The 25,022-nt window shown below is 59.1% G+C and carries 30 protein-coding genes and 2 pseudogenes; 16 read left to right on the top strand and 16 right to left on the bottom strand.

Translation table 11 applies throughout. The features are described from left to right. Both JQ575_RS07605 and JQ575_RS46395 read left to right on the top strand, forming a co-directional pair. Positions 1–390: a response regulator gene (locus tag JQ575_RS07605; protein WP_312015898.1), complete on the top strand. Its 390-nt coding sequence runs from the start codon at positions 1–3 to the stop codon at positions 388–390. A gap of 6 nt (positions 391–396) precedes the next feature. After that, positions 397–732 carry a response regulator gene (locus JQ575_RS46395; RefSeq protein ID WP_249166492.1) on the top strand — a complete coding sequence of 112 codons (336 nt, stop codon included), beginning with the start codon at positions 397–399 and terminating at the stop codon, positions 730–732. A gap of 837 nt (positions 733–1,569) precedes the next feature. Here the strand turns inward: JQ575_RS46395 and JQ575_RS07595 are convergent. Further along, positions 1,570–2,412 (bottom strand): GntR family transcriptional regulator, encoded by an 843-nt coding sequence (locus JQ575_RS07595; protein WP_212032589.1) that lies wholly within the window; start codon positions 2,410–2,412, stop codon positions 1,570–1,572. Here JQ575_RS07595 and JQ575_RS07590 point away from each other — a divergent pair. Genes JQ575_RS07590 through JQ575_RS07570 form a run of 5 tightly spaced genes read left to right on the top strand, consistent with a single transcriptional unit; the run spans position 2,411 to position 8,460 of the window. After that, entirely contained in the window at positions 2,411–3,478 is a 1,068-nt protein-coding gene (locus JQ575_RS07590; RefSeq protein WP_249166491.1) for an ABC transporter substrate-binding protein, read from the top strand. The genes JQ575_RS07595 and JQ575_RS07590 overlap by 2 nt on opposite strands. Further along, a complete protein-coding gene (locus JQ575_RS07585) occupies positions 3,468–5,207 on the top strand; it encodes an iron ABC transporter permease (RefSeq protein ID WP_212032588.1) in 1,740 nt (579 codons plus the stop codon). Before JQ575_RS07590 ends, JQ575_RS07585 begins: the two co-directional genes overlap by 11 nt. Then, complete coding sequence (locus tag JQ575_RS07580) at positions 5,200–6,303, top strand: ABC transporter ATP-binding protein (protein ID WP_212032587.1); 1,104 nt, start codon at positions 5,200–5,202, stop codon at positions 6,301–6,303. The genes JQ575_RS07585 and JQ575_RS07580 overlap by 8 nt, the downstream gene beginning before the upstream one ends. Beyond that, the gene (locus tag JQ575_RS07575; RefSeq protein ID WP_212032586.1) at positions 6,287–7,549 is read left to right on the top strand and encodes a CaiB/BaiF CoA-transferase family protein; all 1,263 of its coding nucleotides are present in this window, start codon (positions 6,287–6,289) and stop codon (positions 7,547–7,549) included. The genes JQ575_RS07580 and JQ575_RS07575 overlap by 17 nt, the downstream gene beginning before the upstream one ends. Next, the gene (locus JQ575_RS07570) at positions 7,546–8,460 is read left to right on the top strand and encodes a CoA ester lyase (protein ID WP_212032585.1); all 915 of its coding nucleotides are present in this window, start codon (positions 7,546–7,548) and stop codon (positions 8,458–8,460) included. Before JQ575_RS07575 ends, JQ575_RS07570 begins: the two co-directional genes overlap by 4 nt. A gap of 230 nt (positions 8,461–8,690) precedes the next feature. Here the strand turns inward: JQ575_RS07570 and JQ575_RS07565 are convergent, their stop codons facing one another. Together JQ575_RS07565 and JQ575_RS07560 are read right to left on the bottom strand one after the other, a co-directional pair. Further along, entirely contained in the window at positions 8,691–8,828 is a 138-nt protein-coding gene (locus JQ575_RS07565) for a hypothetical protein (RefSeq protein WP_212032584.1), read from the bottom strand. A 181-nt stretch (positions 8,829–9,009) separates the two neighbouring features. After that, a pseudogene (locus JQ575_RS07560) lies at positions 9,010–9,359 on the bottom strand (DUF892 family protein); the annotation flags it as partial. A 423-nt stretch (positions 9,360–9,782) separates the two neighbouring features. Here JQ575_RS07560 and JQ575_RS07555 point away from each other — a divergent pair. Continuing rightward, positions 9,783–10,259, top strand: a complete 477-nt coding sequence (locus tag JQ575_RS07555; protein ID WP_212032583.1) for a Phasin protein — start codon at positions 9,783–9,785, stop codon at positions 10,257–10,259. 490 nt (positions 10,260–10,749) lie between these two features. Here JQ575_RS07555 and JQ575_RS07550 read toward each other — a convergent pair whose 3' ends face one another. After that, a complete protein-coding gene (locus JQ575_RS07550; protein ID WP_212032582.1) occupies positions 10,750–11,940 on the bottom strand; it encodes a PHB depolymerase family esterase in 1,191 nt (396 codons plus the stop codon). Positions 11,941–11,945: 5 nt separating this feature from the next. After that, complete coding sequence (locus tag JQ575_RS07545; protein WP_211996179.1) at positions 11,946–12,365, bottom strand: CopG family transcriptional regulator; 420 nt, start codon at positions 12,363–12,365, stop codon at positions 11,946–11,948. Positions 12,366–12,693: 328 nt separating this feature from the next. Between JQ575_RS07545 and JQ575_RS07540 the strand changes: the two are divergent. Then, positions 12,694–12,897 (top strand): annotated as a pseudogene (locus JQ575_RS07540) (DNA ligase); the annotation flags it as partial. A 54-nt stretch (positions 12,898–12,951) separates the two neighbouring features. On the opposite strand, the gene JQ575_RS07535 reads toward JQ575_RS07540, so the two are convergent. Both JQ575_RS07535 and JQ575_RS07530 read right to left on the bottom strand, forming a co-directional pair. After that, on the bottom strand, positions 12,952–13,494 hold the full coding sequence (locus JQ575_RS07535) for a DUF421 domain-containing protein (protein ID WP_249166490.1): 543 nt from the start codon (positions 13,492–13,494) through the stop codon (positions 12,952–12,954). A 316-nt stretch (positions 13,495–13,810) separates the two neighbouring features. Continuing rightward, a complete protein-coding gene (locus JQ575_RS07530) occupies positions 13,811–14,101 on the bottom strand; it encodes a hypothetical protein (RefSeq protein WP_212032627.1) in 291 nt (96 codons plus the stop codon). Positions 14,102–14,440: 339 nt separating this feature from the next. Between JQ575_RS07530 and JQ575_RS07525 the strand changes: the two genes are divergently transcribed. The 3 genes from JQ575_RS07525 (at position 14,441) to JQ575_RS44450 (ending at position 16,454) form a co-directional block, all read left to right on the top strand. Beyond that, positions 14,441–14,614 (top strand): hypothetical protein, encoded by a 174-nt coding sequence (locus JQ575_RS07525; protein WP_212032581.1) that lies wholly within the window; start codon positions 14,441–14,443, stop codon positions 14,612–14,614. A 415-nt stretch (positions 14,615–15,029) separates the two neighbouring features. After that, positions 15,030–15,212, top strand: a complete 183-nt coding sequence (locus JQ575_RS07520; protein ID WP_212032580.1) for a hypothetical protein — start codon at positions 15,030–15,032, stop codon at positions 15,210–15,212. Between the two features lie 978 nt (positions 15,213–16,190). Continuing rightward, complete coding sequence (locus JQ575_RS44450; protein WP_409364771.1) at positions 16,191–16,454, top strand: hypothetical protein; 264 nt, start codon at positions 16,191–16,193, stop codon at positions 16,452–16,454. Between the two features lie 48 nt (positions 16,455–16,502). Here JQ575_RS44450 and JQ575_RS07515 read toward each other — a convergent pair whose 3' ends face one another. From JQ575_RS07515 to JQ575_RS07505, 3 genes are all read right to left on the bottom strand, one after another. Then, positions 16,503–17,117, bottom strand: coding sequence for a cell envelope biogenesis protein TolA (locus JQ575_RS07515; protein ID WP_212032579.1), 615 nt, complete (start codon positions 17,115–17,117; stop codon positions 16,503–16,505). 40 nt (positions 17,118–17,157) lie between these two features. After that, a complete protein-coding gene (locus JQ575_RS07510; RefSeq protein ID WP_212032623.1) occupies positions 17,158–17,847 on the bottom strand; it encodes an HAD family hydrolase in 690 nt (229 codons plus the stop codon). Positions 17,848–18,063: 216 nt separating this feature from the next. Further along, positions 18,064–18,987 carry a Ku protein gene (locus tag JQ575_RS07505; RefSeq protein ID WP_212032578.1) on the bottom strand — a complete coding sequence of 308 codons (924 nt, stop codon included), beginning with the start codon at positions 18,985–18,987 and terminating at the stop codon, positions 18,064–18,066. A 146-nt stretch (positions 18,988–19,133) separates the two neighbouring features. Between JQ575_RS07505 and JQ575_RS07500 the strand changes: the two genes are divergently transcribed. Then, positions 19,134–19,529: a hypothetical protein gene (locus JQ575_RS07500; protein ID WP_212032577.1), complete on the top strand. Its 396-nt coding sequence runs from the start codon at positions 19,134–19,136 to the stop codon at positions 19,527–19,529. A gap of 36 nt (positions 19,530–19,565) precedes the next feature. Beyond that, positions 19,566–20,015, top strand: a complete 450-nt coding sequence (locus JQ575_RS07495; protein ID WP_212032576.1) for a hypothetical protein — start codon at positions 19,566–19,568, stop codon at positions 20,013–20,015. 104 nt (positions 20,016–20,119) lie between these two features. Here JQ575_RS07495 and JQ575_RS07490 read toward each other — a convergent pair whose 3' ends face one another. After that, a complete protein-coding gene (locus JQ575_RS07490; protein WP_212032575.1) occupies positions 20,120–20,284 on the bottom strand; it encodes a hypothetical protein in 165 nt (54 codons plus the stop codon). 131 nt (positions 20,285–20,415) lie between these two features. Here JQ575_RS07490 and JQ575_RS07485 point away from each other — a divergent pair, with 131 nt between their 5' ends. Together JQ575_RS07485 and JQ575_RS07480 are read left to right on the top strand one after the other, a co-directional pair. Beyond that, on the top strand, positions 20,416–20,670 hold the full coding sequence (locus JQ575_RS07485) for a hypothetical protein (protein ID WP_212032574.1): 255 nt from the start codon (positions 20,416–20,418) through the stop codon (positions 20,668–20,670). Between the two features lie 184 nt (positions 20,671–20,854). Then, the gene (locus JQ575_RS07480) at positions 20,855–21,268 is read left to right on the top strand and encodes a hypothetical protein (RefSeq protein WP_212032573.1); all 414 of its coding nucleotides are present in this window, start codon (positions 20,855–20,857) and stop codon (positions 21,266–21,268) included. 233 nt (positions 21,269–21,501) lie between these two features. Here JQ575_RS07480 and JQ575_RS07475 read toward each other — a convergent pair whose 3' ends face one another. The 5 genes from JQ575_RS07475 to JQ575_RS07455 all read right to left on the bottom strand — a co-directional run bounded on the left by JQ575_RS07475 (position 21,502) and on the right by JQ575_RS07455 (position 25,022). Next, the gene (locus JQ575_RS07475) at positions 21,502–21,756 is read right to left on the bottom strand and encodes a hypothetical protein (RefSeq protein WP_212032572.1); all 255 of its coding nucleotides are present in this window, start codon (positions 21,754–21,756) and stop codon (positions 21,502–21,504) included. Between the two features lie 611 nt (positions 21,757–22,367). Continuing rightward, positions 22,368–23,231, bottom strand: coding sequence for a hypothetical protein (locus JQ575_RS07470; RefSeq protein WP_212032571.1), 864 nt, complete (start codon positions 23,229–23,231; stop codon positions 22,368–22,370). 114 nt (positions 23,232–23,345) lie between these two features. Then, positions 23,346–24,023 (bottom strand): hypothetical protein, encoded by a 678-nt coding sequence (locus tag JQ575_RS07465; RefSeq protein ID WP_212032570.1) that lies wholly within the window; start codon positions 24,021–24,023, stop codon positions 23,346–23,348. Continuing rightward, entirely contained in the window at positions 24,020–24,412 is a 393-nt protein-coding gene (locus tag JQ575_RS07460) for a phage holin family protein (RefSeq protein ID WP_212032569.1), read from the bottom strand. The genes JQ575_RS07465 and JQ575_RS07460 overlap by 4 nt, the downstream gene beginning before the upstream one ends. After that, positions 24,396–25,022, bottom strand: a complete 627-nt coding sequence (locus JQ575_RS07455) for a YtxH domain-containing protein (protein WP_212032568.1) — start codon at positions 25,020–25,022, stop codon at positions 24,396–24,398. Before JQ575_RS07455 ends, JQ575_RS07460 begins: the two co-directional genes overlap by 17 nt.

The following is a 25,022-nucleotide window of genomic DNA, read 5'->3' as shown; positions in this document are numbered from 1 at the left end:
GTGGCAGAACAACTTTTAATCGTACTTATCGTTGAGGACGATGCATTAGTTCAACCTATCGTCGAAGACGCATTGAACGAGGCAGGCTTTGAAACTGCGATTGCTCAATCGGCTGAGGAAGCTATTACTTTACTAAAGAGCAAGCTCACAAATTACCGCGCGCTGGTGACAGATATCAATCTCAAGGGCTGTATGAACGGTTGGGATGTCGCAAGACAGGCTCGCGAGATCGATCCTGCATTCCCAATCGTCTACATAACCGGAGCTGCAGGAGGTGATTGGGCGTCGCAAGGTGTCCCCCACAGTATTCTGCTCGAAAAGCCTTTTGCTCCTGCCCAGCTTATCACAGCCGTCTCCCAGCTTCTAAACTCGGCTGCGCCGAACGGGTGAAGCGAGATGGGCATATCCATATTTCTCGTTGAAGATGAAGCCCTCATCCGGAGGATGCTCGTCGAGATGCTCGAGGAGCTTGGGCATCGCGTTGTCGCGGAGGCGGGAAGCGTCCAAGAGGCGGAGCCATTCGTTGCGGCACGAGGCCAGCCCTTCGTATTTGTCAGCGGCTACGGTCCCGAAGGAGCACCAGCCTCGTTCAAGGACATGCCGGTATTGCGAAAGCCATTCTTGATCGAATTTCGCCGACATGATCAACGCGGCGGTGAACGAAGCGAAGTCGGCCAGTCCTTAGGCCCAAACCCCATCCTTGCGACGTACCAGCGGCGGTTCTGGGCTTAATGGCCTACGGTCCTAGTCTAGCGGAAGCGCCTAGCAGAACAGGCAAAGCGCCTGCGGCGCGCGGCACCCCGCCCGGAATTGAGCGTGAGAGGCTAATCCGCAGGGCGCGGCAGGCGGACCGGCGCCCATATGCAGGATTAGCTAAGGCTGCCCGGCCTCCAGCCTCCGAAGTAAACGATGCCAGCATGGGGTATTATGCCTACGTCATTGGCGACGACGGTCATATCCGTAATCGCATTGAGGTCCACTGCGACAATGACGAGGAAGCCAAACGCTGCGCCGAACAGTTAGTAGACGGGCACGCGAGAGCTGTGGCAAGAGGCGCGCAAGGTAGCCACCTTTCGACCTAAAGGGTAAGTCCGACGCTGTTTTTCAAACACTGTTTCAAACATTCGCAGTCATCAAACTACACCTGAACGTCTAAAAGCGAACCGACACCTTTAAAGGCCCTTACTATCTTGACGGTACGCAACTGGGGATCGTGGGGCGCGGCCGTGTTGGAAGTGTTGGTTACCAAGCGAAGCCCGAGCAAGTGGGAATGGCGGGTCTGCGACCGCTACGGGGTCACGATTATCGGCGGGTTTGAAAGCACCCAGCCAGCGGCCAAGTACCGGGCTAATCGGGCGCTATTTCTTTTGTTGTCTACGCGCTGGACACGATAATTAGCGAAGTTGCGCGCTAGAGTGCGATCAGCAGTCGAAGTAACTAGCGGCATTAGCATTATTGGGATGGCGGGAGCTAACAAATGGCCCCGAGGCTATTGCGCATCGAGGCCGTTCAAGATCTTCCTGCCGGTTAAAAGCAAGCGCTGATCACGATGCCTGACTCGCCGAGTCATTATGGGCGGGCCGCAGAGGCTTCAGTGTGCCCCTGACCGCGGTCACCGGCCGGATAGTTGGCCCCTGACTCTGTAATATGGCGGCGTACGGCGGCGACCAACGCGTCGATATCACGTGTCTCGATCGCAGAGACGATGTCGACGTGGTGCGCGGCGCTTCTTTGGAGATCGGCATACGAGGGCCACAGCGCGATCGGTCCGGGAATGACGCGATTGCGGATTTCGACGACGAATTTGGACAGCGATCGGTTCGGCGCATGACGATAGATCTCGTCGTGAAAAGCCGCGTTGGAGTTGGCCTGGTCCGCCTTGCTGCCGCGGGCCACCGCGTTCTCGAACGCTTTCTGAGCGGACTTGATCCGTTCGAGCTCGGCCGGACCGATATGCGGCAAAGCTTGTGTGACGGCCTCGACTTCCAGCAGAATTCGGATCGCCAGCATCTCGCGAACGACCGTCAGGTCCGGCCGCATGACCTGGTATCCGCGATTTGCAACGTGGGTCACCATACCGCGCGCAGCCAGTTCGCTGAGTGCGCTGCGGACATCGAAACGTTTGGCAGCGAACGTCTCCTCGAGATCGATCTGTCGCAACCATTCTCCCGGGCGATAGGCGCCTTCCGTGATCGCGGCCGCGATCTCCGCTGCCAGATGCCGTTTTGGTTGTTCCTTCCGGATTTTTGTCATCGCCTCGCCTGCACCGCCCCTTGACACCAATCCATTATTGCGCACAAATTGGCGCCAATATAAGCGCAGATCTACAATAGCGCAGATCGGGAGAAATACAAAGATGCCAAGCATCGATCGCAGAAGCGTGCTGGTGATGTCACTTTTGGGAGCCGCCATGGGCCTCCCCGCCGCCCGCGCTCAAACCGGACCGAGCGGCTATCCCGATGTCTATCGCCAGATCATCGCCGATGCTGAGCGCGAAGGAAGCCTGCTGATCTATTCCATCATGTCGCCCGAGAACTGGCGGCCGGTTATCGAAGGCTTCAACAAGCTCTATCCAAAGATCAGGGTCGAGACGCTGGATCTGCCGGCCTCGCGTGAAAGCTTCGAGCGCTATTTGGCCGAGCGCAGCACCAACAGCCGAACCTGCGATCTGATCGCCACCGCAGATCCCGGCGGATGGATCGATTTCCAGAAGCGCGGCGAGATCCTGGACTACATGTCCCCCGAGGCGCAGGCGTGGCCGGACTGGGCGAAACCATTTCCCGGCGTCTACACCGTCTCGTCCGACCCCATGGCGATGATCTGGAACAATAGCCTGGTGCCGGAGGGCAAGCGGCCCAAGACGTTCGCGGAGTTCGTGGCGCTCGCGACGGCGAACGAGCGGCCCTGGCGAAACAAGATCACCAGCTATGGCGTGCATCAGACGACCTTCGGCTATGGCATCAACTACGCCTTCGCAAAGAAACACGGCGAGAAGGCATGGCAGTGGTTCGCGGAGCTCGCGAAGCTCACACCACGCTTCGAACGCTCGGGTGGACCGATGACCGAGAAGGTTACCGCCGGCGAGTATGCGGCTGGGTATTTCGTCTCGGCCATCACCTTCTGGCCGCGCCTGAACGATCCGGCGCGGGCACGCATCCTGGGCTGGAGTTTCATCGCCGATGGTCAGCCTGTGGTACTGCGCGGCGTGGCGATCCCGAAAGGATCTCGCAATGTCAACGCCGCCAAGTTGATGATCGATTACATCATTTCCGAAGATGGCCAGCGCGCGTTCGGACGCGGCGGGCTGACGCCGGCGCGTCCAGGTATCAAGCCCGGCGATGGGATTCGGCACACCTACTCTTCGATTGCCGAAGCGGTCGGCGAACAGAATATTTGCTATATCGGCTACGACCCGGACGCCCTGCGGGATTACGACGCCTTCGTGGCGCGCTGGAAACAAACCTTCAATGTCTCCTGATCCCGGCGGCGCGCAGACAGCGGCAATAGCCGATGCCTTGCCGACACCCCTACCCGGCCGCGACACCGCCGTACAATACGGCATGGCGCTGCTGACTGTTATCCTGGTCGCCGCGCCGCTCATTCCCGTTCTGTACCAGTCGCTGCTAGATCGCGCGCTCTACGACGCCGGGCAACAGTTCACGCTGGGCAATTTCGGACGACTGTTCCAGACCAACGGCTTCGGCCTGGTGGTCTGGAATACGGTCGTTTTCGCAACACTTACCACCGTGATTTCGCAAACGCTCGGCACCCTGGCGGCGGTGCTGTTCGGCCGCACCGACATGCCCGCCGCGCGGTTGTTCGGCGAACTGTTCCTCTGGCCGATCTATCTGTCGGCGCTGGTATTGTCGTTCGGGTGGTACACGATCTACGGCCCCGCCGGTTATCTCACACTGTTGACGCAGGATATCTTCGGCGATGCGCCGTGGAATCTCTACACTCTGCCGGGAATGGCGATGATCGCCGGCGTCTCGCAAGCGCCGGTCGCCTACATTTACTGCATGTCCTCGGCGACCATCACCGATCCCTCGCTCGAGGAAGCAGCGCGCGTCGCCGGTGCCGGTACCCTCAGGACGCTGTGGCGGATCACGCTGCCGCTGTTGCTACCGGCTATCACCTACAGCGCGGTGTTGAACTTCACCGTGGGACTGGAACTGCTCGCCATTCCCTTGGTATTCGGCGATCCCGCCGGCATCACGGTGCTGACCACTTTCCTCTACAACAACGGCGTAGCGTCGGCCCGGCCCGACCACGGACTGGTAGCGACCGCTGCCGTACTGATGCTGATCGTGGTCTGCGTACTGGTCTGGCTGCAAGGACGACTGCTCGGCAATACCAGGCGCTTTGTCACCCTCGGCGGCAAAGCCACGCGGCCGCGGCCATTCCGTCTCAACCGGCTGCGCTGGCCGCTGTGCCTGGTTTCGGCGATCTATATTCTGGCGACAGTGGTCGCACCGATCGGTGTGTTGGTGCTCCGCTCCTTCACCAGCCTGTTGTCGCCGATGGCGCCGCTCGCTGAGGTGCTGACCCTCGGCAATTTCACCAGCATGCTCGAATATCCGGTCTATCTGCGCTCGATCTGGAATTCCTTCCTCGTCAGCGCCGTCGGCGGAGTGTTGGCGACGGCTATGATCGCGCTGATTGCCATTATCGTGCTGCGTTCGGATTTCCGGTGGCGCGGGCCACTGCATTATGTCGCTCTGTTTCCGCGCGCAGTCCCCGGCGTCGTCGCCGGCATCGGGTTTTTCTACGCGTTTGCACTGGTGCCGGGCCTGGGAAGCTTGCGCAACACCATCTGGATCCTGATCATCGCCTTCACCATGCACTACATCCCCGTTGGTCTCGGCGCGGTGGCGCCGATGCTGATGCAGATGAGTCCCGACCTCGACCGTGCCGCGCGCGTTCAGGGTTCGGACTGGTGGACGGCCAGCCGCCGTATCGTGCTGCCTCTGATGCGGCCGGCTTTAGTTGCTTGCTTCATTATTCTCTTCATCACCTTCTTCAAGGAGTACACCACTGCGATCTTTCTGTTTGCGCCCGGCAGCGAGGTCATCGGCACCACGCTGCTGCAGGCATGGACGCAAGGTGAGGTCGGCTTGGTGTCGGCGCTGGCGACAGTCCAGGTGCTGGTGATCGGAATCTGCGTCACGGCTGCGCGCGCGATATTCGGGGTGAAGCTTTATGGCTGAGTTGTTGATTGAAAACCTGCACAAGCAGTTCGGGCCGGTTCGCGCCGTCGATGACGTCAACATCCGTGTCGCCGACGGTGAATTCGTCACCCTGCTCGGACCGTCGGGCTGCGGCAAGTCAACCACGCTCGGCGCCATTGCCGGATTGGATCAGCCGACCAGCGGGCGTATCCGCGTCGGTAGCAAGACCTACTTCGATGGCGACAAGGGAATCTTCCTGCCACCGGAGGCGCGCAATTGTGGACTGGTGTTCCAGAGCTATGCGTTGTGGCCGCACATGACGGTCTACGACAATGTCGTGTTTCCGTTGACCTTACGAAAAGTTTCCTCAGCCGATCGAAAACGGCGCGTGGCGGAATGCCTCGCGCTGGTCGAGATGGAGCGATTTCAGAACCGTTATCCACACGAGTTGTCCGGAGGACAGCAGCAGCGCGTCGCACTGGCTCGAACGCTGGTCTATCAGCCGGAAATCCTGTTGCTCGACGAGCCACTGTCGAACCTCGACGCCAAGCTGCGCGACCGCGCGCGAACCTGGCTTGCCGAATTGCGTACGCGCCTTGGACTCACGACCATTTATGTTACCCATGATCAGGTTGAGGCGTTGGCGCTTTCCGACCGCATCGTGGTCATGAATGGCGGCCGGATCAGTCAGATCGGCACACCACAGGACATCTACGAACGGCCCGCCGACAGTTTCGTGGCCGACTTCATCGGTACCACCAATTTCCTCGCCGGCAACGTGGTCGAAGCACCGCGCGCCAACGGACAAACGCTGGTCAGCCTCGCCGATGGGCAGCGCGTCACGATCCAGTCCGCCCGCCGCCCGGCATTGGGTGACAAGGTCACCTTTGCCTATCGGCCTGAACAGATGCGGATCGCCACCGACAACGAGACAGCGACAGACGGCACCATCGTCAATGCAGCGGTGATGAGTCATTCCTATGTCGGCGGCCGTTGGCAGATCGGACTCGATGTCGGCGGCAATCAGATCCGCATTGAAACGCAAGCTGCAACCACCGACCGCCGGTTGCGCTTGTGGCTTCCCCTAACTGGCGGCATTCTTTTTACAGAACAGGCCCATGCCCAATCCCACTGACGCAACCCAAGCCGTGTCCGGACTGCCGCGCGCGGACTACACGCCCGGCGCGCGCGGCCCGCTGAGCGGGCTTCGCGTCATCGATCTCTCGCGTCTGGTTGCCGGCAATCTGTTGACGCAGCACCTCGCTGATTTTGGCGCCGACGTCATCAAGGTCGAACCGCGCGAAGGCGACACGCTGCGCGGCTGGCGCATCAACAACATCGAGACCACCTGGAAGGTGCATTCGCGCAACAAGCGCAGCCTGTGCGTCGAATTCCGACACGACGACGCCGTACCCCTGATCCGCAAGCTGATTCCCGGCGCCGCGATGCTGATCGAAAGCTTCCGGCCCGGCACTTTAGAGCAAATGGGCCTTGCGCCGGACGAATTGCTGCGTCTCGAACCCAAGCTCGTGATCGTCCGTATCTCGGGCTGGGGACAAACAGGGCCGTACCACCGCCGGCCCGGCTTCGGTACGCTGGTCGAAGGCTTTTCCGGGTTTGCCGAGATGAACGGTTTCGCCGATCGCGAACCGGTGTTGCCGCCTATGTATCTGGCCGACGCATTGTCTGGCCTCACCGGCGCCTTCGCCGCCATGGCGGCGTTACGCGAAGTCGAAATCAATGGCGGGCGGGGCCAGGTCGTCGACCTGCCGCTGCTCGACCCGATCGTCAATTCGCTGGGGCCGCAAGCGGCGAATTACCGGCTCACCGGCAAGGTCAAGCCGCGCAGCGGCAGCCGCTCGAGCGGATCAGTACCGCGCAATGTCTATCGGACGCTCGATGATGGTTGGGTTGCCCTGTCGGCATCCACCCAGGGCATGGCGATGCGGGTGTTGCGTTCGATCGGCCGGCCTGAGCTCTGCGACGATCCGCGTTTCAAGACCAACGAACAGCGCCTCATTCATGTCGTCGAACTCGACCGAATCATCGGCGATTTCATCGGCGCACGGACGATGGACGACAACGTGGCGTTCTTCGAAGCGGCCGAAGTGACCATCGGCCCGGTCAACGATATCGTACGGTTGATGAACGACCGCCATGTGCAGGCGCGCGCCCTGCTCGCTGATTATCCCGACGAGGACATGGGATCATTCCCGATGCATGCGGTGCCAGCACGCCTCTCCGAGACGCCTGGGACGATCCGGACACCGGCACCGCGCCTTGGACAGCATACCCGTGAAATTCTGGCTGAAGCCGGCCTGACGGACGAAGACATTAAGGCCGTATTAGCCTCTGGCCTTGCGAAGGAGAAGACGACATGACGATGCCGCAAAAATTCCCTGTCTGGCGTTCTGCGCTGTTCGTGCCCGCCAACGTCGAACGCTTCGTGGTCAAAGCCGTCGCCCGCGGCGCGGATGCGTTGATCATCGATCTTGAGGACAGCATCCCACTGGCGCAGAAGGACGCCGCCCGCGCGCTTGTGCTAGGCATCGTCAAGCGCTTCCGCGACACCGGCCATTCTGACGTGATGGTGCGGATCAACCAGCCGCTCGAATTGGCGGTGCGGGATTTGGAAGCCGCCGTCATCCCCGGCGTTGATGCCATCATGATTACGAAGGTGGAAGGCCCGGAACATCTGCGCCTGCTCGATGAGATGGTGACGCGGCTGGAACTGAGCCGCGGATTGCCGGCCGGCAAGATCTGGTTCATCGGACTGATCGAGGCGCCGGGACCGCTGGCCAGGGCATATGATATTGCGCGATCGACGCCGCGGCTGGCCGGCATTTCGCTGGGCGCGGAGGACTATGCCACCGCCATCGGTGCCAAGCCGTCGGAAGAGACCATGCTGATGCCCAAGCAGCAGATTGTGCAGGCGGCTTGTGCCGCTGGCATCATGCCGCTTGGCACCATCGGCTCGGTGGCGGACTTCGCCGATCTCGATGGTTACACCCGCATCGTGAGGCGCTCGGCGGATTTCGGTTTTGTAGGATCAGCCTGTATTCATCCATCGCTGGTGCCGATCCTCAATGCCGGTTTCAGTCCGTCGGCGCAGGAAGTCACGGATGCCGAGCGCATCGTGACGCTCGACCGGCAAGCGGCGGCCGAGGGGCGCGGCTCATTCGCCATCGACGGCAAGATGATCGACATCCCGGTCGTACAGCGCGCCGAGGCCCTTCTAGAGCGGGCCAACGCGATTGCAGCGCGAACCCGAAGGGACCCGGCGCCGACATGAGAGCTGCCGTCTGTTGGAGACATCGTACTGCGACCGGTCCGGCTTGGGCCGACCCCGCGCCATTCCCGTTTTGTGCAGTGGCCTGAAACCAGGAGGTGGGGATTCACGCCTCTCAGCGGGCCTCGTCTTGCAGAATTCCTCACCTGGACTGGCGATCCGCAGCCCGCCCTAACGTCGACGGAACGTCCGGGCTCGCCGAAATTAGAGCCCGACGTCGTCAACCATGCGCTTCACAGCGATCTTTTCGGCTGGCTGGTCGGAGGTTGGCGGCGAACGAGCCGCACCGTTTCAACTGCCTGGCAAATAGCGCACCGGTAGTGAATGAGATCGTTGCCGTTGTCGTCCGGGTCGGCCTTTTCGATCTTCATCGTCTGCATGCAAATAGTGCAGGTCATCAAATCCAGCAGTGGGCTACGATCGTCGTTCAGGGGAGAACGATGATTTCTCATTTGCGTGCTGTGACGGCTTTCACCTGTTTCGCTTCCTCGAACTCGGTTACCACGCACGAAGGCGGCCGGCGCGCTTGCATGGCGCGCCGGCCGGCAGTCCTTATTCGACTTCGATACGCTCGACGGCCGCCGGCATCTGGGCAACCGACATCAAGCTCCGGGCCACCTGATTCAGCAGTTGATCGGAGTTTTCTTCCTCTGCCAGTGACTTTGACATTCCACCACGGCGCTGTAGCGCAGTTGCTGTGCCAGGTTTTTGGCGGTCGTGTATCCGGAAATCTCGTAGTGCTCGACCCGCTGCGCCGATCCGATGAGCGCGAGATCGGCAAGCGCGTCTTCTTTGTCCGCACCTTGCTCCATGACTTCCTGGCCTTCCTCCACCAGACCCATCATGCCCTTGCACGTCGTGGCCCGGGCGGCCTCGCCGAGCAGCGAGAAACATTCGTTGAGCAGCGCGCCGATGGTCGTTAGATCAAACCTCAATTACGGGATGATGTTCCAGACACTGCCGAGCTTCCTACTCCGCCGCGGCGACCGCCTTCTCGACGGCACGCACCGGCGATAAGCATCGCAGATTTGAACAGCGCAGATAGGATGGCGACCAGCCAAACTTGGCTTTAATGCATCTTCACCCGGCGACGCATGGGGCTATCTAATCCTAAGCCTCCAGCTTCGAAGTAGCGTGGAAGGATTACCTGCCGCGATGCACTGGACAATCTGGCATATCCGGAAACCGATATACTGGTCGAAACAGCTCAACGTGGTGGGCATTAATCCGCGTCGCACTGTAGTTCGATGGAACGTTGAACTGCTCAGCATGTTGGCTCTTCAATCATGACCGTTTTGGTCAATAGTAATCTTTGGAGTGCTGAAATGACCAAACGTAAAGCGCCAACAGCGTCAAAGCCCGCCCGCAGTTCGAAAGTAACCGCGAAGGCCCAACGGGCCAATTCGGCTGTTATTAGAAGCTCTAAACCCAGCCGCGTGCGCTCGGTTGCAGCCGACCCGATTAGATTGTCCCCCAAGGGTCATGCCCCGAAACAAACGGCTGCCATTCTTGAGAGTCCGGCGATGGCACTGCAGGACTCCGTCAAACAGATCATGAGCGAAACGGAATTAAAGAAAGGTTCTGATTTTTCTTCAGCCACGGCAACAGCGCGGGCGTATCAAGCAAAGCTGTTGGAAATGGCACAAGCCAACATGCAATTTGCGCTTGAATTCGGACCGAGGCTTGCGTCGATTAGGTCGCCCTTTCAGTTACTCCGCGTAATTGAAGAGCTCACAAAAGAGCGGATCGCAATGTTCCGCAAGTTCTCGAATGAAATGGTTGAACTAAGTATTAAGCGATGAAGTCCCAAAGGCCACTTATCCGAGCAGCGACACTTCCATCCTTACGGACATATAAGTAGAGGGCGGTGGGTGTTCGATTGATGATGTGGCAGTCAATCGCGTAATCGCGTTGCGAATGATGCTTTGAATCTCAATCAATGGAAACGTGAGCGAGGCTGCCCTCCCCCTATCGCTGCTTTCCTGATCCACTGCGCCGCCGATCTGACGTGCAAGCGAGGCAATCAATTTGAGGCCAGATCCGTTTTCGTTAAGATTCTGGATGCCCCGTTGTCGGATACCGTCAAACGGGCCTCACCATTGCCGATACCCTACCAGGCGCACCCTTATCCTACCGCCCTCCGGGCCGAATGCATGCTTGATACTGTACATCGCAGTCTCATTTAGAATGAGGATCAATGCAGATTGGCCGCCGGCTTTAGCTGGCCGCAATGCTTCACATGAGGGTAGTCGTCTTAATATCAATTGCCGAAAGGCCGCTCGTCGCTGGTTGTCAAGGAAGCGAATGCCCGAGGAAAAAACGCAATATTTCCCTCGTTGCGTCCGGTCCCCGCGGATCGGTGTACGAGCCCGCAGGACTACCGCCCGACCAAGCGTGGGCAGCGCCATGGATATTCCAATACTCCAGGATTTCGCGTCCGCCCGCGTCGGTGTGGGTCGTGCGGGTGTACTCATGCCCTCCAGGTATCTGCCCGCGATACACCGTTTTTTGCGTGCTCGTTGTACCTATGGCCTGCTCAAGAACTTGACCGCCATTGTTTGGATGCACGGTGGTGTCGCGGTCACCGTGAAAGATAACTGCCGGTACAGACGGCCCGTTGCCCGAAATGCCCCTGCGACCGGATCCGCCGCCTTGCCGCATCGCGGCAAATGCGGAGGGCATGTCAGTAGCGGCCCCGCAGGCGAGGCCGGAATGGATCCCTACCGCCGCATACAGATCGCTGTACGTCGCTCCCATGATAGCTGCAGCGGCCCCTCCGGCCGACAGTCCGGCGACATAGACGCGTTTTGGATCGACCGAATAATCGCGCATGACCTGGCGGGTAATGCCCGCGATAAGCGAGGGCTCACCGCCGCCGCGTTGCTGGTCGGCTGCGCGAAACCAGTTCCAGCACTTCGATTGGTTGGCGTCGCTGCGCTGGGCAGGATAGACCACGAAACAGGTTTGTTCTTCTGCGATGAAGTTCATTCTCGTACCGGCAGCGAAATCATCCGGCGACTGGGTGCAGCCGTGAAGCATCACGACCGAGGGAATCGGCTGCCCCTGATAGCCACTAGGGACGAAGAGCTTGTAAGCTCGGCTTCCCGCCGGATTGCTGTAAGCGGCTTCGATGAAATTCGTCCCGTCCGGCGCGATTTCCGATGTCGACGGCGGGGTGCGCTTCAGGCCTCGCATTCCGAGCCAGGAGCCATCCTTTGCTCGATCGAGTAACGGCCGGAGCCCGCGGGGTGGAGCGGAAGGGGCCCGCGCCAAGAGCGCGCTATCGGTCTCTCCGACGTCATTGACCTTCGCATCGATGGTAAGCGGCTCGCGGCCTGTAAGGGGGATGCGCCCCGCCGTGCGCCATGTCGCGTCCGGCGTGCGTTTGCCGCCGAGCATGCGCTGAAGTAGCGCCGTGGCCTCCGCGAGTTGGCCCGCATGCGTCAGCCGTGTGGCTTCGCGAATCGTGTCCTGATTCAGCATCGAATTTACCCTATTCTGTCGGCGAGAGCGGCCTTGACCGCCGGACTGGCGTGCAAAGCTCCGAGCACGGAGACTGAGCCAATGGTCGCGCGGGCGAGATCGGCAGTGACGTCTTGGGCGATGCTGGCAAGGCCCAGAACATTGATGTGCACCATCTCGCCGGCCCGCCGCGCCGCTTCGAGATCCGCTCGGCTGTAATTCCTCAGACCGAGCTCCAGGCTTTTTCGGGCCGCGGACTGTTTGACTACGTCTGCGTGCCGTTCGAGTTGGTTACGGATCGCTGTTCGGATAAAATCAGTGCGGTTCGAATAGAATCCTTCCTGCACCATCAAATCCACGTGCCCAAGATCGACATACCCGAGATTGATCGTGATTTTTTCGGTCTCGGCAGGCTTTGGTCGCAGTTCGTGGACATTAGGGGGCATTTCTCACCATCCATTTACCATCTGTATGGATGGTATATGGATGGTGAGCGCCGGTATTCAAGGGCGCGCCGGCTGAATGATTGTGCGCCGTCGCCCCGACCATCGGCAATGGTTTGGGCGCATTGCGGTGACGGCCGCATTTGTGGCTCGCAGGCCGCTGTCTGACTCAACTGCATCAGCAGATTGGTCTCTGCGAGCCATAAGCGGTTGTGTCCGGAAGGTCCGCTTCCAGACGGACTCGCCTTCCGTCGATATGCCCGGAACTATGGATGGGCTAGGACTCGCTCACGTGCGCGCGCGGCATATAAAGCTTTATCGTCGTCCCTTCGCCGACGACGCCTGGCACATTAGCGCCGGATCCGCGATTATCGACGGCGAAGTCATCGTTCCGGCCGCCGACGGCACCACGGATTTTTCGGTCCTGCAAAACGAAGTGAAGGGCAAGTCGACGCGCATCGTGATGGTTGCCTTCGACCTGCTCTATCTCAATGGCTACGACCTACGAAAATTGCCGCTGATCGAGCCTAAAGCGCCGCCGGGCTATCCATTTCGATCCCCGCGGCGTGGCAAATATGGATCGCATGATTCAACCGGATTTTGCCCTTGATTTCGAATGTTTCGAGCTTTCCTTTGAATCTGATTTGATCACACTCAATTCTCCGTTTGCCTCCAGACAAGCCTCTCGAACCTCGGCGAGTTCAGAAACTCCTTGTTGTCGCAACTGACTTCTTAGCTCTTCTTCGGTGATAAACTCCTGGCGCATATTACGGCGATTCATCTTGCCATTTTTTATAAGCGGAAGCGGCGGGGGAGATAAAAGCCGCTCAAATATTTTGAAGCGGTAGCTGATCCAATTAAGGAACAGGTTCCAGAATACGATAGTGAGGACCAGAACTACACCCTCTGTAATAGACTTATACTCTTTGGCAAATCCGTTTTGTGCAGCGTCGGCTATCACGACGATAACAAGTATGTCGGCAATCCCAATGGTTGAGGTCTGACGCACCATCACAAACCGTAAGATAATGAAAAGCGACAGGTACATCACCGTGCCCCTCAACATCATCTCCGCAACGGAATGGGTCGGAATTATCAGCTCCGCCCATTCGACTAAGAGTAATTTGTCCAAGTCGTCCTCGTATTAGAGCCTGAATTGCCGCTTGCCAGCTTTCGTCCCATGACCACAAATCAAGTCTCAAGAGATCGGCCCTGTCCGTAGGCCGCACGCGTTGCTATCGAAGCTCGTTCGAAGGCTTGCATAACATCATCAACTGATCCAAATCTATCGAGCGTTGTACCGTGATTGACGACGATCACAGGAAATCAGCAGAGCGGCCGCCTGCTTCCCGTACCAGCAGTCGGCCGTCATTCTCATCGTTCCAAGGTTGGTTCTTGCTCACGGTCATCGCATCAACCGACGCGGTTTGTGAGTTGCCCCGGCCTTGCTAGTTGGCGTCGCGGTTCTCTTTCACATAAAGATCTTTTGTCGCCTGATCGGTTATTCGCTTTTCCGCGCTGGTGCGGCTGCGGGTGCGCAAGATTCCATAAGCGATGGCAATGCCCAAAACAAAAGCACCGCCAAGCCATAGCGCGACCGGAAGATGCGATCCTTTCTCAACCGGTAGTCCTTGGGCCGCGGCACCTTCCGGTAAGCAAAGCAACAAAAGCGACCCGAAGATGCCCGTGGCTGTGCCGGATAGGTAGGTAGCCGCTACGCCGCGAGGCAAAATCCCCATCTGCAAATCCTCCGTTTAGGGAGTCTAAATCCCCGACGACGTTGAACGTTCCTGTACGCGTCTTAAGCGCTGGCACCTCCAAACTTTGTCTTCAGCACTAGGCGGTGAATTTGCAACCAACAGCCTGGAGCAGCGTTAGACCACGCACCGCCGGGTGACAACCGGACGCAACGGAGATGTTGGACGCGGAGCATTTTTCCGGTTTCTGCGCGCGACATCAACGCATCGGTACGCGCTGACAACTAACCCGTTTCCGGCGAGTGCACTTTTCAATCGCCTTCATGTTGCCCGCGGGGAACAAACCTTTCGATTCAGAACTTGGTGTTTTTTGGAGGCATCATGGCCGTTAATAAACCCAAAGGCGACAACGCTCGTAGAGGCACAGTCAAGAAGCGCACTCAGTTAAAAAATCCGCTTACGAAGACACCGACCAAGCGCAACAAGAAGGGCGGCCAGTTCATGGCCGTCAAGCAGACCGCCATGAAATTCAAAGGCGTCCGACGTGAAAAATAGATGAGCCGCTTCTTCCTCGCGATAATCGCGATCAGTGCTCTGATTCTACTGGCGCTCTATCTGCATGTGGTTGCCCTGTAGGCTGTTCAACGCCACCCGGATGCACCGGCATGGCATTCCGGCACCGCACTGGCAACCTTGCAAGGAACCAAGCCACATGTGGGTGGCTCTCGCACGCCAATCTGATTCCTTCGCAATCCGGACAATCAACCCCTCATAGCTTATCCCATCGTTGCCGCAAGTCCCCTTGGTGTCATTTGCGGACACTGGCGCAATCCCGAGACTTTGCAAGGAGGGCAATCTCCCAGGGGCGCTCAGCCAGTGTCCTGTGATCTCATTCACAGAGCTTTAAGCCTGACGGGAGGATACTCGGAACGAAGGCATTTGCTTCAACTTGTGCCGGAGAGGTGCAACGATGAATCTTCTTGATCAAGCTTTCCGAGCCGAGCGTTTGGCACGATCGATCCTGGATGAGAGAACCAGCGAAGCCCTGCTCCGCTACGCTCAAGAATGCCGGGAAAAAGCCGCCCACTTAGCCGGCCCGGCCCAACTGATGACTGCCCGGTTGAATGACGCGGCGCTACAAGAAGCCCTGTGATACCGCGGGCCGCGACCCAAAGGTAGCTTTGAAGTCCGAGTCGCCTAATGGCACTGGCGCCCTTTGAACCTTGGACTTCCACTGCGCCGGCTTACTTCCGTGGCCTTCCACGCTTGGCGAACAAAATCCCTTTTAGCATCGACCCCTTGCGCAACAGGCCTGCCTTTCTCTAGGCTTCAGTTCTTCTCAGGCCCGCTCGGCATTGACCGCGCCGTCTCCAGAGCTTCGACAGCCTCAGTATCTAGGTCGCGTTTTGGGGGGATCATTTGCCAATGGAGCCTGCGGACTTATCCCATGAACGAACAACCGGGTAAGTGCGATTGGGGTTGATCAACCAAGATAGCGGGGATTGGATGTGTCAGGTCTTCCACGGCACGCACCTGTGGTGGTGTCGGGTAGCATACTCTCGATGGCTGACTGTCGCATGTGCAGTTTGTGCCACGAAGGAACGTCGTGCGTCGGGCCCTCCAAAAGCTCGGCCCCTGGAGCGCGCAATCCAGGGCCGCCTTGCGAGGCTTCTGTAACGTTTCTGCAAGCTCGCGTTGGGAATCGCCGCGTCGGTCAGTTAGCGAATACGAGAAACGGCCCCAGTCTCGGGATGAGACGTTGGGGCCGCTTTGTTCGGCCCGGCGGCCTTGGGGGCCGATCGCCGGGCGAGCGCGTACCAAGTTACCAAAATTGAATCGTGCCATGGGCCGTTTCAAGGACTCGCGCGACATCAAGGTCAGCGAAAGTTTCAGACCGATTCCGCAGGCTTGCGCAAAGGCGACATCGTGGTGAAGGCCGGCCCGATTCGCAGCGCGACGCAATTCGGGAACAGGATCGGTTTCGCTGCGCAGTGGGCACGGGGACCGACAAGAACGCCAAGCGATTCTATCACGTAAGGCCTATCCGGCCTGATCCTGCATTCGCGATAACGTCGTGAACCGGAACAACCGGATGGTTTGGGGATTCATCCCTGACGAGGGAGATTTTCCGGTGCTGATGACTCACACGCCAAGGTTACCGAGCCGCACACTTCAGGGATGGGCTATCGAAGTGCTGCAGGAAGTCGGCGCCATTCGAGAGTGCGGAGAGCACGGATGGATGCAGGACGGCGCCGATCCGCATGCCCGCGAGCGCGCGCTCGAAATCGCCCGCAAAAGTCCGCCGCCAGGAGTATCACCGCAGGTGGCTGCTGGAGCCGTCGCACAAGTTCTCGATTCGATAGGAGATACGTGCCCCGAGTGCCCGCCAGATTGATCCCGGTTGCCCGCCGCCACGTCGATTGTTTGAACCAATCTTGGGTGCCTAGCCACGCGCACGCTGCAGCGCAGCTTCCAATCGCTCCCTCTCCTTATCCCAGCGGACGTTTTCGGTCCGCGATCTCCTCTCGAGAGCGCCCGCCTCGGCCTGGATGGCCGCAACTTTCTCCTCATGCTCCCGCTCGGCCGCGTCCAGCGCCGCTTGCGCCTTATCAACGGCCCCTCGCCGGCGTTCACGCTCCTTCTGTTTGGCAGCCTCTTCCCTCGCCCGTTCACGCTCGCGCCGTTTCTGCTCCTTTTCGAAGGCAACTGAGGCCTTGCGCTCCGTCGCCTTGTCGACGGCGCGCGGGGAAGGCTTCTTCACCTTGTGGCTTTTCGGCTTGCGGACAGTCTTCAGTCTTTCGCCGTCACCCAGATTGGTAGGTAGTTCAGCATGCTCGTCAAAGGGTCCGTCGGAGCCGACAGGCCGCCTGAGAACGACGCCCGGCTTCGCCAAGGTCGCCGAGAGTACGTCCGGATCGTCAGTTTCCTTCGCCGCGCCCTGGTGGAAGAGATTGCTGTCGGCGCCCCACGCTTCCAGAGCCGCCTTCATCGACGGAGCGGCAATTGCCAGATCGAAAAAGCCCAGCGAAGTCTGATAGGTTTTCAGTTTTCTCGCCATGGACCGCTTCCCCGCACCGTGCACTGGCCACTGCCGTGGGTCAGCCGGATCGTTCCCTGGCAAGTAGGGAGTTTGCGAAACAAGCGAACAGCGAGGCCGGACCAGGATGGATCTCGGCGGCGCCGGCCTGCCGCAGCGAACTCTCCGTGAATCCGCCGCACAGCACGCCGATGGTTGCGATCTTCACCTTCCCCGCAGCGATCGCGTCGTAGGGCGTGTCGCCGATCGCGACGGCCTCTACGCCTTGGATCCCGAGCTTCTCTAGAACTACCTCGAAGATGTCCGGCGCAGGTTTCGATTCCTCGACGTCGTCAGACGACGTCGTCAATTCCATCAGTTCGGTAATGTCAGCGATTTCAAGATATTTCTCCACTTCATCCTTCTTAGCGGAAGAGGCGACGGCAATCCGAAGTCCAGCGTAGCGCACGCGTCGTAGCAAATCCGGAACCGCCGAAAAGGGACGTACAAGCGGCAGATACTCGGTCTTGAAACGATTGCCGCGCCACTCTTCCAATTCTTTGCCGTGGTCCCGTTGTTCATCAGCGGACAGGAAGACGGGAATGAGCTTGTCCCCTCCTTTGCCTATTTGGCTTCGAGCTTGCTCGAAACTCACATTATGGCCGAACTTAAGCATGGCTTCTTGCCATGCGAGCGCGTGGAGATCGACCGAGTCCAGAAGCGTGCCGTCCAGGTCGAAGATAGCGGCTTTCGGCAACTTACGATTCTCCATTGTCGCAGCGAGCGAGTTCGCTTCCTGTGGCACGGCAAGTTACCCGCTCAGTATCCGTTATTATGAACCGCACTTTGGCCGCCAAAGTCCTCTATGCTGAACGGCTTCGGCAAAGATGTGTACGGCATCCAGCACGCCATTGTGGACGATGGCGTTCCGCGTGTAGCCAGTGGTGAACAGTACCTTGACGTCTGGCTTCATGGCCAAAAGCCGGGTCTAGGCTGACTTACGCTGCGGTTTTGCCGACGGCTTCTTCGCCGCAGCTTCCTTCGCCGACTTCTTGCCGGCAATCGGCATGAGCATTTCCTTCTGACCGCTTGCGACCTTGCGCGGCTTTTTGGCCGGCTTGGAGTCCTTTGAAGCCTGTGCACCGCCAATACTCTTGCGTAGCGCGTCCATCAGGTCGACGACGTTCTCCCCACGGGGACGCTCTTTCGCAGTGATCGGTTTGCCGGCGCGCTTCTGGTTGATGAGGTCAATGAGGGCCGTTTCATACTGGTCTTCGAACTTGTCCGGCTCGAAGTGGCCCGCCTTCTGATTGACGATGTGCTTGGCGAGATCAAGCATGTCCTTGGTGACTTTGACGTCCTGAATATCGTCGAAGTACTCTTTTTCCGACCGAACTTCGTAGGGATAGCGCAGCAGCGTTCCCATCAAGCCCTTGTCCAGCGGATCGAGCGCGATGATGTGCTCCCGATTGGTTAACACCACGCGACCGATCGCGACCTTGTTCATCTCACGGATGGTTTCACGGATGACGGCGAAGGCGTCGTGACCGACTTTCCCATCCGGCACCAAGTAGTAGGGACGGATCAGATATCGCGGATCGATCTCGCTGCGGTCGACGAACTCGTCGATCTCGATGGTTCGCGTCGATTCCAGCGCGACATTCTCGAGCTCCTCCTTGGTCACCTCGATGTACGTATCGGTATCGACCTTGTAGCCCTTGACGATGTCTTCGTTTTCAACTTCCTCACCCGTGTCCGCGTCCACCTTCGCGTACTTGATCCGGTGGCCCGTCTTTCGGTTGAGCTGGTTGAAGGAGACCTTTTCGGATTCCGACGTGGCGGGATAGAGCGCTACCGGACAGGTGACGAGGGAAAGACGCAGGAAGCCTTTCCAGTTAGCGCGGGGGGCCATGGCTGGGAACTCCAAATACTGTTGCTGGGTTCAAGACGAACGGGCAGCCTTGGTTCCGACAGGGTGGCTTCCCGAGAAGATGATTTTTTCTCAGACCCCAGGACAAGCGGACTCGACTTTCGTTCTCTTTATGTTCTAGTGGAGGAATGATCGACCGACCTGCGAGCTGGCCCATGCCTACCCCGAAACAGATGGAAAAACTGGCCGCAGAGGCGGTCCGGATAGCAGCGAGCCACGGTGCGGCTCCTGACCTTGCAACCCCTGCCCAGTACTGGGATGCGACCCTCAAGGATCCTCGAGCAGAGACAAATGGACTTCGATTGGCGCAACGACATCTCTCGGAAATCCGGCGCCACGTCCTGCGCGTCTCCTGCCGACGTTGCGAGCGGACTGTGGAAATCCAGACCGCCGATGCGGTCCGATTGTATGGCGGCAACGCGGTCTGGAAGGATGTCGCGCAGCGGCTGCTGGACAACATCTGCCAACAGCGCACCGGCCGGCTTGAAGAAGACGGGTGCTGGCCGGCGTTCGATGCGACTTAGCCTTGGACCCAATTTGGTCTGCACTTGGATCTCCGAATGGCGCCGAAACACCATCCCACGCCGCCTTCGGGAAGTCACCGAAAGGCTTTGACAAAGGAGCTCGGCAAGGCCCGCGCGATGACGGGTATCCTGGCTGCGCAGTCATTGGAAATGCGTTCCAAGGGCGATGCGCTGATTCAACAGGCCGACAGGTTGCTCTGCGAAAGCTGGAACGAAAGGATGTGGAGCGATGGCGAGCCGATCGATCCGTCACCCACCATCGACCAAGCTATTAATGGCGGCTTTCCCTGGCTGGAAATCCGCTGCTCAAGATGCAGCGCGGCGAACGATGTCGACCTGGCGTCTCTTAGAAACCCACCGACCACTGTCGTGCACGATCTCGCAAGTCGGCTGCGCTGCCGCAGGTGCGCCGAGACAGGGCGCCGCCCCTCGGCGACGCTGCTCCAGCTTAGCTGGCAGCCACGCCATCTTAGAACCGAAGCTTAAACGCACAATCCCCGTGACGTCGGCGATCAACGAAGTCGCAGGCTAGTCGACTGAACTTGCCGCATAGCCTGACCTAAGGCCGGGCTTGCGGCGTCGCAAAAGAGTCAATCTTTGGAAGGCTTTGGTTGAGTTTCGCTGACCGGATCAGAAGCCGGAAAGGTATCCTCGAGGCCCTTTTCAAGCTTCCTCTGCTTCTTGTCGGCCGGCGCGGCCTGCTTTGGATCGTCTGCGTGTTTGTCGTGAGGCGCCGGGTTGAATTCCTTGGTCATCATGCCCTCCTCGTTACGCACTTAGATCAATCGAGTGCCAGCGTTCGCTCGACAACCCGCGAAACCAGCTTTCGTTGCTGACACTTAGGAACGGAATCTAATTGGGGCAGTTGACCGTCCGGAGTTTCATAATGTCCGACGCTGTCGACTATCTGCACGCATACGCCGTAAGAGCCATCTGCAAGGCACGACGGATGCCGATCGGTAAGTCAAAGCGTCTTCAACGAGCAGTCGGACGAGTTTATCTACTTTTGACCAAGGAAGCAGCTGTCGCCCCGAATGTCGATCATCTCGACGATTTTCGAACGGCGCGCCACGTGGAAAAGTCGATCGCCACGCTTCCTGAATCCGGCTCGGCGATGCCGGTGATCCAGAAACTGCCATAACGCCAATGTGGTGTAAGCGCGCTCGTGAAGGGTTCGCAAAATCAGGACACTTGTTCGCCCCCCTTTCCCACGCGGTAAAGCTTGGATGGATTCGATGTTTACGCCCTCCTTCAGACGCCGCAGCCGGAACCATGTTCCTCGTAACCTGGTTGGTGTAACGGTTGATGGAATGAAAGCATACTGAATGCGCTATCTAACCAGTCGGTCACTCGGTTGTTGGATTCTTCCTTTTCTTGTTGTTTCCAGCGAGTGCATCGCTGCGCCAGAGTGCGACTCCCTCGAAGCCCGGAAAGCCGTGCTCCAATTTGTCTTGGACGACGGCAAGAATCCACTGGTTACTTATGCGGCCAAGAATTCAACGGCCGCTAAGACGTCGACTGACTCGATTTCGCAACATTCAAAAAGCGAAAAGCCTCTGTATCAGCTCGGTCAGAGGATAGTTACGACCTCAACGAGCAAGGACAAGCTGACGGTGAAATGCAGTGGCGAGATTTCGGCCGCCGTCGGCAATATCAAAGCGACGAAAGAAGTAACGTTCACCGTGCAGCAATCCTCGGACGGCAAGACTTCAGTCTCCGTCGATCCGTTTCAATTTTGAACCCTGCTACAGCCTCATTTCAGGTGATGAGGGCCGTTGGCGGCGCAGATAAGCGTGCGCCGACTCCTGGCTCCATCAAGCGCCGCCCTCATGGCGTCCAGGCCGGCGGAGACTGCTGGTCCGCTGATGTCTGACATTCCGCGCGGACAATGATCGAGTGAGAAGCCGACATGCCGGGACCGCGCGACGATGTCGGCTTCCGACCCACGAAGGCGGCGACTTAATCGCCCAATTCAGGCAGCAGCGCGCCGGCTGCGCCGGACCTTATGACTTACCAACTGAACAACATTCGGCGGAAGATCGGCCGGTTCGGAATCCACCGGCGACGTAAACGCGACCGCCGGGACAAGCGGTTCAGCCAATGGCGTTTCAATCATGATTAGAAACTCACGGCCCTTCTCCGATATCTGCCACCCGCTGGGCTCTCGTAGCACGTAGCCGCTGGAGAAAATATCCAATCCAGGCGCGCGTGCGGCCAGCTTCTTCATCCTTTGTGACCAATCTGCGCCGCTACAAGTGAGAACCGCAACGTATTGCTTAAGGTCCGCAAGCGAGGCGCGCCCTTCAGGGTGTCCTGCTAAGACCTTCAAGACTGTGATCTGAAAATTCACGCCACGCCCCGCAACCGAGACCTTAGTATAGTGGTGAAAGCTATGGGCAGGATGAATTCTGGTCCATCTGGTTGCGATCAAGAAACGGGACGGGATTGCCGATTTTTCCCAAGCGCGTTAAATCCGCAACATATTGGAACTTTCTAATTTTGTGCAAGTGCGTCACCGGCGTTGCTTGGGGTGGCAGCCTATAAGAATCTTGCACATCTGGACATGGCTTTGCTCGAGTGCCGTGCCCTGCGGCCGCCGCGCGATATGAGAATGGGCGGCGCCAGATTAGTCGGAGCCCGGTCTCGCGTATTCGCGCCATTCTGCCTCAGAGGTAAAATGGCATTTCGGGCAGGTAAATTGAATCATCGGCCGAGACAACCAGGACGGCTTCACGATGTTCAACGCCATCGGCCACGCGTTGCATTCTGGACATGCGCTCAAGACGGCTTCGGGGGTGAGGTCGGGGGTTCTCATCCGATCCACCTCACCCCGCCCGTTCACGCGGCTTCGCGTCGATAGGCAACTCCAGAACCGCGAGCGCCCATCCAATGTGGCATCGGCGCACCGTCACGGTGGCGGCCGCCTATGCCGGCCGCTGCCCATGCGATGACAGCACCCAACAACAGAGCCGCGGCGACGGAGAACGCGAGGATCACCGAGCTCCGGCGAGATTTGGCTATCGCGGCCCGTGAATATGCGATCGCACCATCGACCCGTTTTTCGGCTTCCGGCCCGGCAAGACCGGTATTCGCCGCGACGAGTTGCGCCAAATAAGATCGATCCTCATTGCTCATTCCCGAGTGGCTCGACGACGTCAGGAGGATTCGTCCGGCCTCGGCCCGCTCCTGCGAAAGGTCCACGTTCGCGGCACGGCGCAAAGGCCTGAACAACCGGTCGATCTCATAGCTTAACAGCGGTTCTGCGGCGCTGGTTCGTGCCGAGAACATGTTGCTGTTGGACCGCGTCAGGGACGCGCTTCCAAGCAAGGCCGCGAGCCCCACTCCGAGAACGACGGCAAGCGCCCAGGCAGCGAGGCCATGTAGGCCGTCGCGATGCTCGATTTCGTCAACATCCGAGACGGCCGGAGCGACACTCGTTCGCCCCGCAATGTAACCTCCCACGCCGAAACTCAGTGCAGCCTGGATAATGAGATAGAGTCCCGACAGAATCCAAAGTGCGGCGGACGCGTCCCGCCACGTCGGCGCAGTCGACGAAATCCCCAACCCGACCGTCGCGCCGAACGCCAACAGGATCGACGACAGCGCGGTGGCCACCAGCGCACCCAATATCGCGGGCGACCAGTTCAAATACCTCGGGGAAACTCCAATGGGAGCCGCGCCGGGTTCAAGCTGTTTCACCATGTCAGCGCAGCCCGAAGAACGACAATACGGCCAGGATGACGACGACCAATCCAACCAGATAAATCAAACCGTTCATTTTTCTCTCCTCGTTTTGTTACCGATCGCACTGCAGGTTCATGTTGCGCTTTGCGACGCGCTCTTTCCCGCCGCGTCGACCACCCGGCTGACCTTGCCTGAAAGGTCGTCCATCGCCGCCTTTGCGTTATCGATCGTGAGGCCCTGCCTGCGCGCTTCGTCCGCCGCGGTTTCGACGACGGTCGCCGCAACCGTGGCCGCCTTCTCGATCTGCTGGCCTGCGATTTCGGCAGCCTTGCTTTTCAGGGTCTCGCTGGTTTCGCCAATGTATGATTTTTCGATGTCGGTGTTGGGCAAGGCCGCGGCGATGCCGGCGCCGATGGCCAATCCGATGGCGCCCAACGCCAGGGGCTGTGCCTTGAACAGATCGGCCAGGTTGCCTCGCACGGTGCCAAGAACATCGGCAGAATCGGGCAGGGCCTTTGCGTATTCCGAGGCCATGCGGGTCGCGGTTTCAACACCGTCGCTGCCCGTCTCACGGACGGCTTCGGCAGCAGATGCAACCCGGTCCTGTGTGGCGCTCATCGCATGCCTTGCCGCGTCTGGGAGGCGATCGAGGCCGGTCTTCTGAAGGATATCGCCCGGTGCCCCCCCGGCTTTGCCGGCGAACAGCCATACCAGTCCCATTCCGATGAGTGCCGCAGAGACCGGATTGCGTCGCGCTGCGTTGCCAAGGTCCTTGATAAAGTCCGAGCCTTTTTCAGTCATGTCGGTCATCGAACCATCTCCCTCGCCGCCGCTTTGTCGCGCTGTACTTCTTTAATCGTTGCCGTCGGCTTCAACGCATCGCCCGACAGGCGGTTAAGGCCCACCACGATGAGGGCGACCGATAGGGCCGCTGCGCCGCCACCGGCGATGAGATATGCGATGGGCTCCGAAAAGCCGCCCTGTATGAGGGCAGCCGCCGCGGCAAACAACAGCAGGACAAGCGCGGGGATCATGATGACCGCTCCAGCCCCCATCATTGCGGCGGCTCTCCCGGCCTGTCCGGCCTTTTCGGACAGTTCGGCGCGAGCCAGCGCAAACTCGTTTCCGATCAGCTTTGCAAGCTGACCGACCGCATCGCTGAACAGTTCCGGGATCGAACGGTCAGTTCGAGAAGTCATCGCGGTACCCTCGGTTGTCTGCTGCGGAGGAGCGGCTGTCCGTTCTCATGGCTTGCGAACTCGGGCCGTCGTCAGTGGAGGAGCTCTTGAGGAACCGAACGGCACCAAAACCCGCGAGGACCGCCAAGCCAAGGAAGGCCGTCGGTTGACGGCGCGCAAAGGATTGCGCATTCCGGACCATATCGTTCAGGTTGCCGTTGCGGATGTGGTCGGAAACGCCCTCGATCTGGGAGGCCGCCTTCCGGATGTAGCTGCCCGCGAGCGGGAGATCCGTATCGAACTCCCGTGCCGCGCGCCGCATTGTATTTGCCAAGTTTCCGACGTATTCCGCGCCGGACGATTTTTGACTGTTGACCGCGTCCTTGAGCTTGTCAGTAGCCTGAGATGCAACACCCATGGCCGCATCGACGAGATCGGAGGCGTGGCCCCTAATGGTGTCGGTCGAGCTTTCAGCAATATCCTTCGCCTTGTCGGTGAGGTCTCGGCCCGCCGACATGGCCTGCTCACTCAAACTTTTGGTCGATGCGACGGCGTCGTCAAATTTGGCTCTTGCGGAGTCCTGGCCGGAAGACGCCGTGCCTTGATGTGCAGTTCCAATGAGGTCAGCCAT

It is taken from the genome of Bradyrhizobium sp. JYMT SZCCT0428 (genome assembly GCF_018131075.1).
GTDB lineage: Bacteria > Pseudomonadota > Alphaproteobacteria > Rhizobiales > Xanthobacteraceae > Bradyrhizobium.
The sequence above is the reverse complement of the archived record's forward strand: the minus strand, read 5'-3'. Positions and strand labels throughout refer to the sequence as shown.

Coding starts and splice junctions, on each gene's coding strand:
- JQ575_RS07520 (WP_212032580.1), top strand. CDS start 15,030: ATGAATCTTCTTGATCAAGCTTTCCGAGCCGAGCGTTTGGCACGATCG.
- JQ575_RS07565 (WP_212032584.1), bottom strand. CDS start 8,828: ATGAAGATCGAAAAGGCCGACCCGGACGACAACGGCAACGATCTCATT.
- JQ575_RS07455 (WP_212032568.1), bottom strand. CDS start 25,022: ATGGCTGACCTCATTGGAACTGCACATCAAGGCACGGCGTCTTCCGGC.
- JQ575_RS07485 (WP_212032574.1), top strand. CDS start 20,416: ATGTCCGACGCTGTCGACTATCTGCACGCATACGCCGTAAGAGCCATC.
- JQ575_RS07480 (WP_212032573.1), top strand. CDS start 20,855: ATGCGCTATCTAACCAGTCGGTCACTCGGTTGTTGGATTCTTCCTTTT.
- JQ575_RS07545 (WP_211996179.1), bottom strand. CDS start 12,365: ATGCCCCCTAATGTCCACGAACTGCGACCAAAGCCTGCCGAGACCGAA.
- JQ575_RS07505 (WP_212032578.1), bottom strand. CDS start 18,987: ATGGCCCCCCGCGCTAACTGGAAAGGCTTCCTGCGTCTTTCCCTCGTC.
- JQ575_RS07495 (WP_212032576.1), top strand. CDS start 19,566: ATGGCGCCGAAACACCATCCCACGCCGCCTTCGGGAAGTCACCGAAAG.
- JQ575_RS07570 (WP_212032585.1), top strand. CDS start 7,546: ATGACGATGCCGCAAAAATTCCCTGTCTGGCGTTCTGCGCTGTTCGTG.
- JQ575_RS07515 (WP_212032579.1), bottom strand. CDS start 17,117: ATGGCGAGAAAACTGAAAACCTATCAGACTTCGCTGGGCTTTTTCGAT.
- JQ575_RS07590 (WP_249166491.1), top strand. CDS start 2,411: ATGGGCCTCCCCGCCGCCCGCGCTCAAACCGGACCGAGCGGCTATCCC.
- JQ575_RS07500 (WP_212032577.1), top strand. CDS start 19,134: ATGATCGACCGACCTGCGAGCTGGCCCATGCCTACCCCGAAACAGATG.
- JQ575_RS07595 (WP_212032589.1), bottom strand. CDS start 2,412: ATGGCGGCTCCCAAAAGTGACATCACCAGCACGCTTCTGCGATCGATG.
- JQ575_RS07550 (WP_212032582.1), bottom strand. CDS start 11,940: ATGCTGAATCAGGACACGATTCGCGAAGCCACACGGCTGACGCATGCG.
- JQ575_RS07580 (WP_212032587.1), top strand. CDS start 5,200: ATGGCTGAGTTGTTGATTGAAAACCTGCACAAGCAGTTCGGGCCGGTT.
- JQ575_RS07490 (WP_212032575.1), bottom strand. CDS start 20,284: ATGACCAAGGAATTCAACCCGGCGCCTCACGACAAACACGCAGACGAT.
- JQ575_RS07470 (WP_212032571.1), bottom strand. CDS start 23,231: ATGGTGAAACAGCTTGAACCCGGCGCGGCTCCCATTGGAGTTTCCCCG.
- JQ575_RS07585 (WP_212032588.1), top strand. CDS start 3,468: ATGTCTCCTGATCCCGGCGGCGCGCAGACAGCGGCAATAGCCGATGCC.
- JQ575_RS46395 (WP_249166492.1), top strand. CDS start 397: ATGGGCATATCCATATTTCTCGTTGAAGATGAAGCCCTCATCCGGAGG.
- JQ575_RS07465 (WP_212032570.1), bottom strand. CDS start 24,023: ATGACCGACATGACTGAAAAAGGCTCGGACTTTATCAAGGACCTTGGC.
- JQ575_RS07510 (WP_212032623.1), bottom strand. CDS start 17,847: ATGGAGAATCGTAAGTTGCCGAAAGCCGCTATCTTCGACCTGGACGGC.
- JQ575_RS07555 (WP_212032583.1), top strand. CDS start 9,783: ATGACCAAACGTAAAGCGCCAACAGCGTCAAAGCCCGCCCGCAGTTCG.
- JQ575_RS07530 (WP_212032627.1), bottom strand. CDS start 14,101: ATGGGGATTTTGCCTCGCGGCGTAGCGGCTACCTACCTATCCGGCACA.
- JQ575_RS07525 (WP_212032581.1), top strand. CDS start 14,441: ATGGCCGTTAATAAACCCAAAGGCGACAACGCTCGTAGAGGCACAGTC.
- JQ575_RS07460 (WP_212032569.1), bottom strand. CDS start 24,412: ATGACTTCTCGAACTGACCGTTCGATCCCGGAACTGTTCAGCGATGCG.
- JQ575_RS07575 (WP_212032586.1), top strand. CDS start 6,287: ATGCCCAATCCCACTGACGCAACCCAAGCCGTGTCCGGACTGCCGCGC.
- JQ575_RS07475 (WP_212032572.1), bottom strand. CDS start 21,756: ATGAAGAAGCTGGCCGCACGCGCGCCTGGATTGGATATTTTCTCCAGC.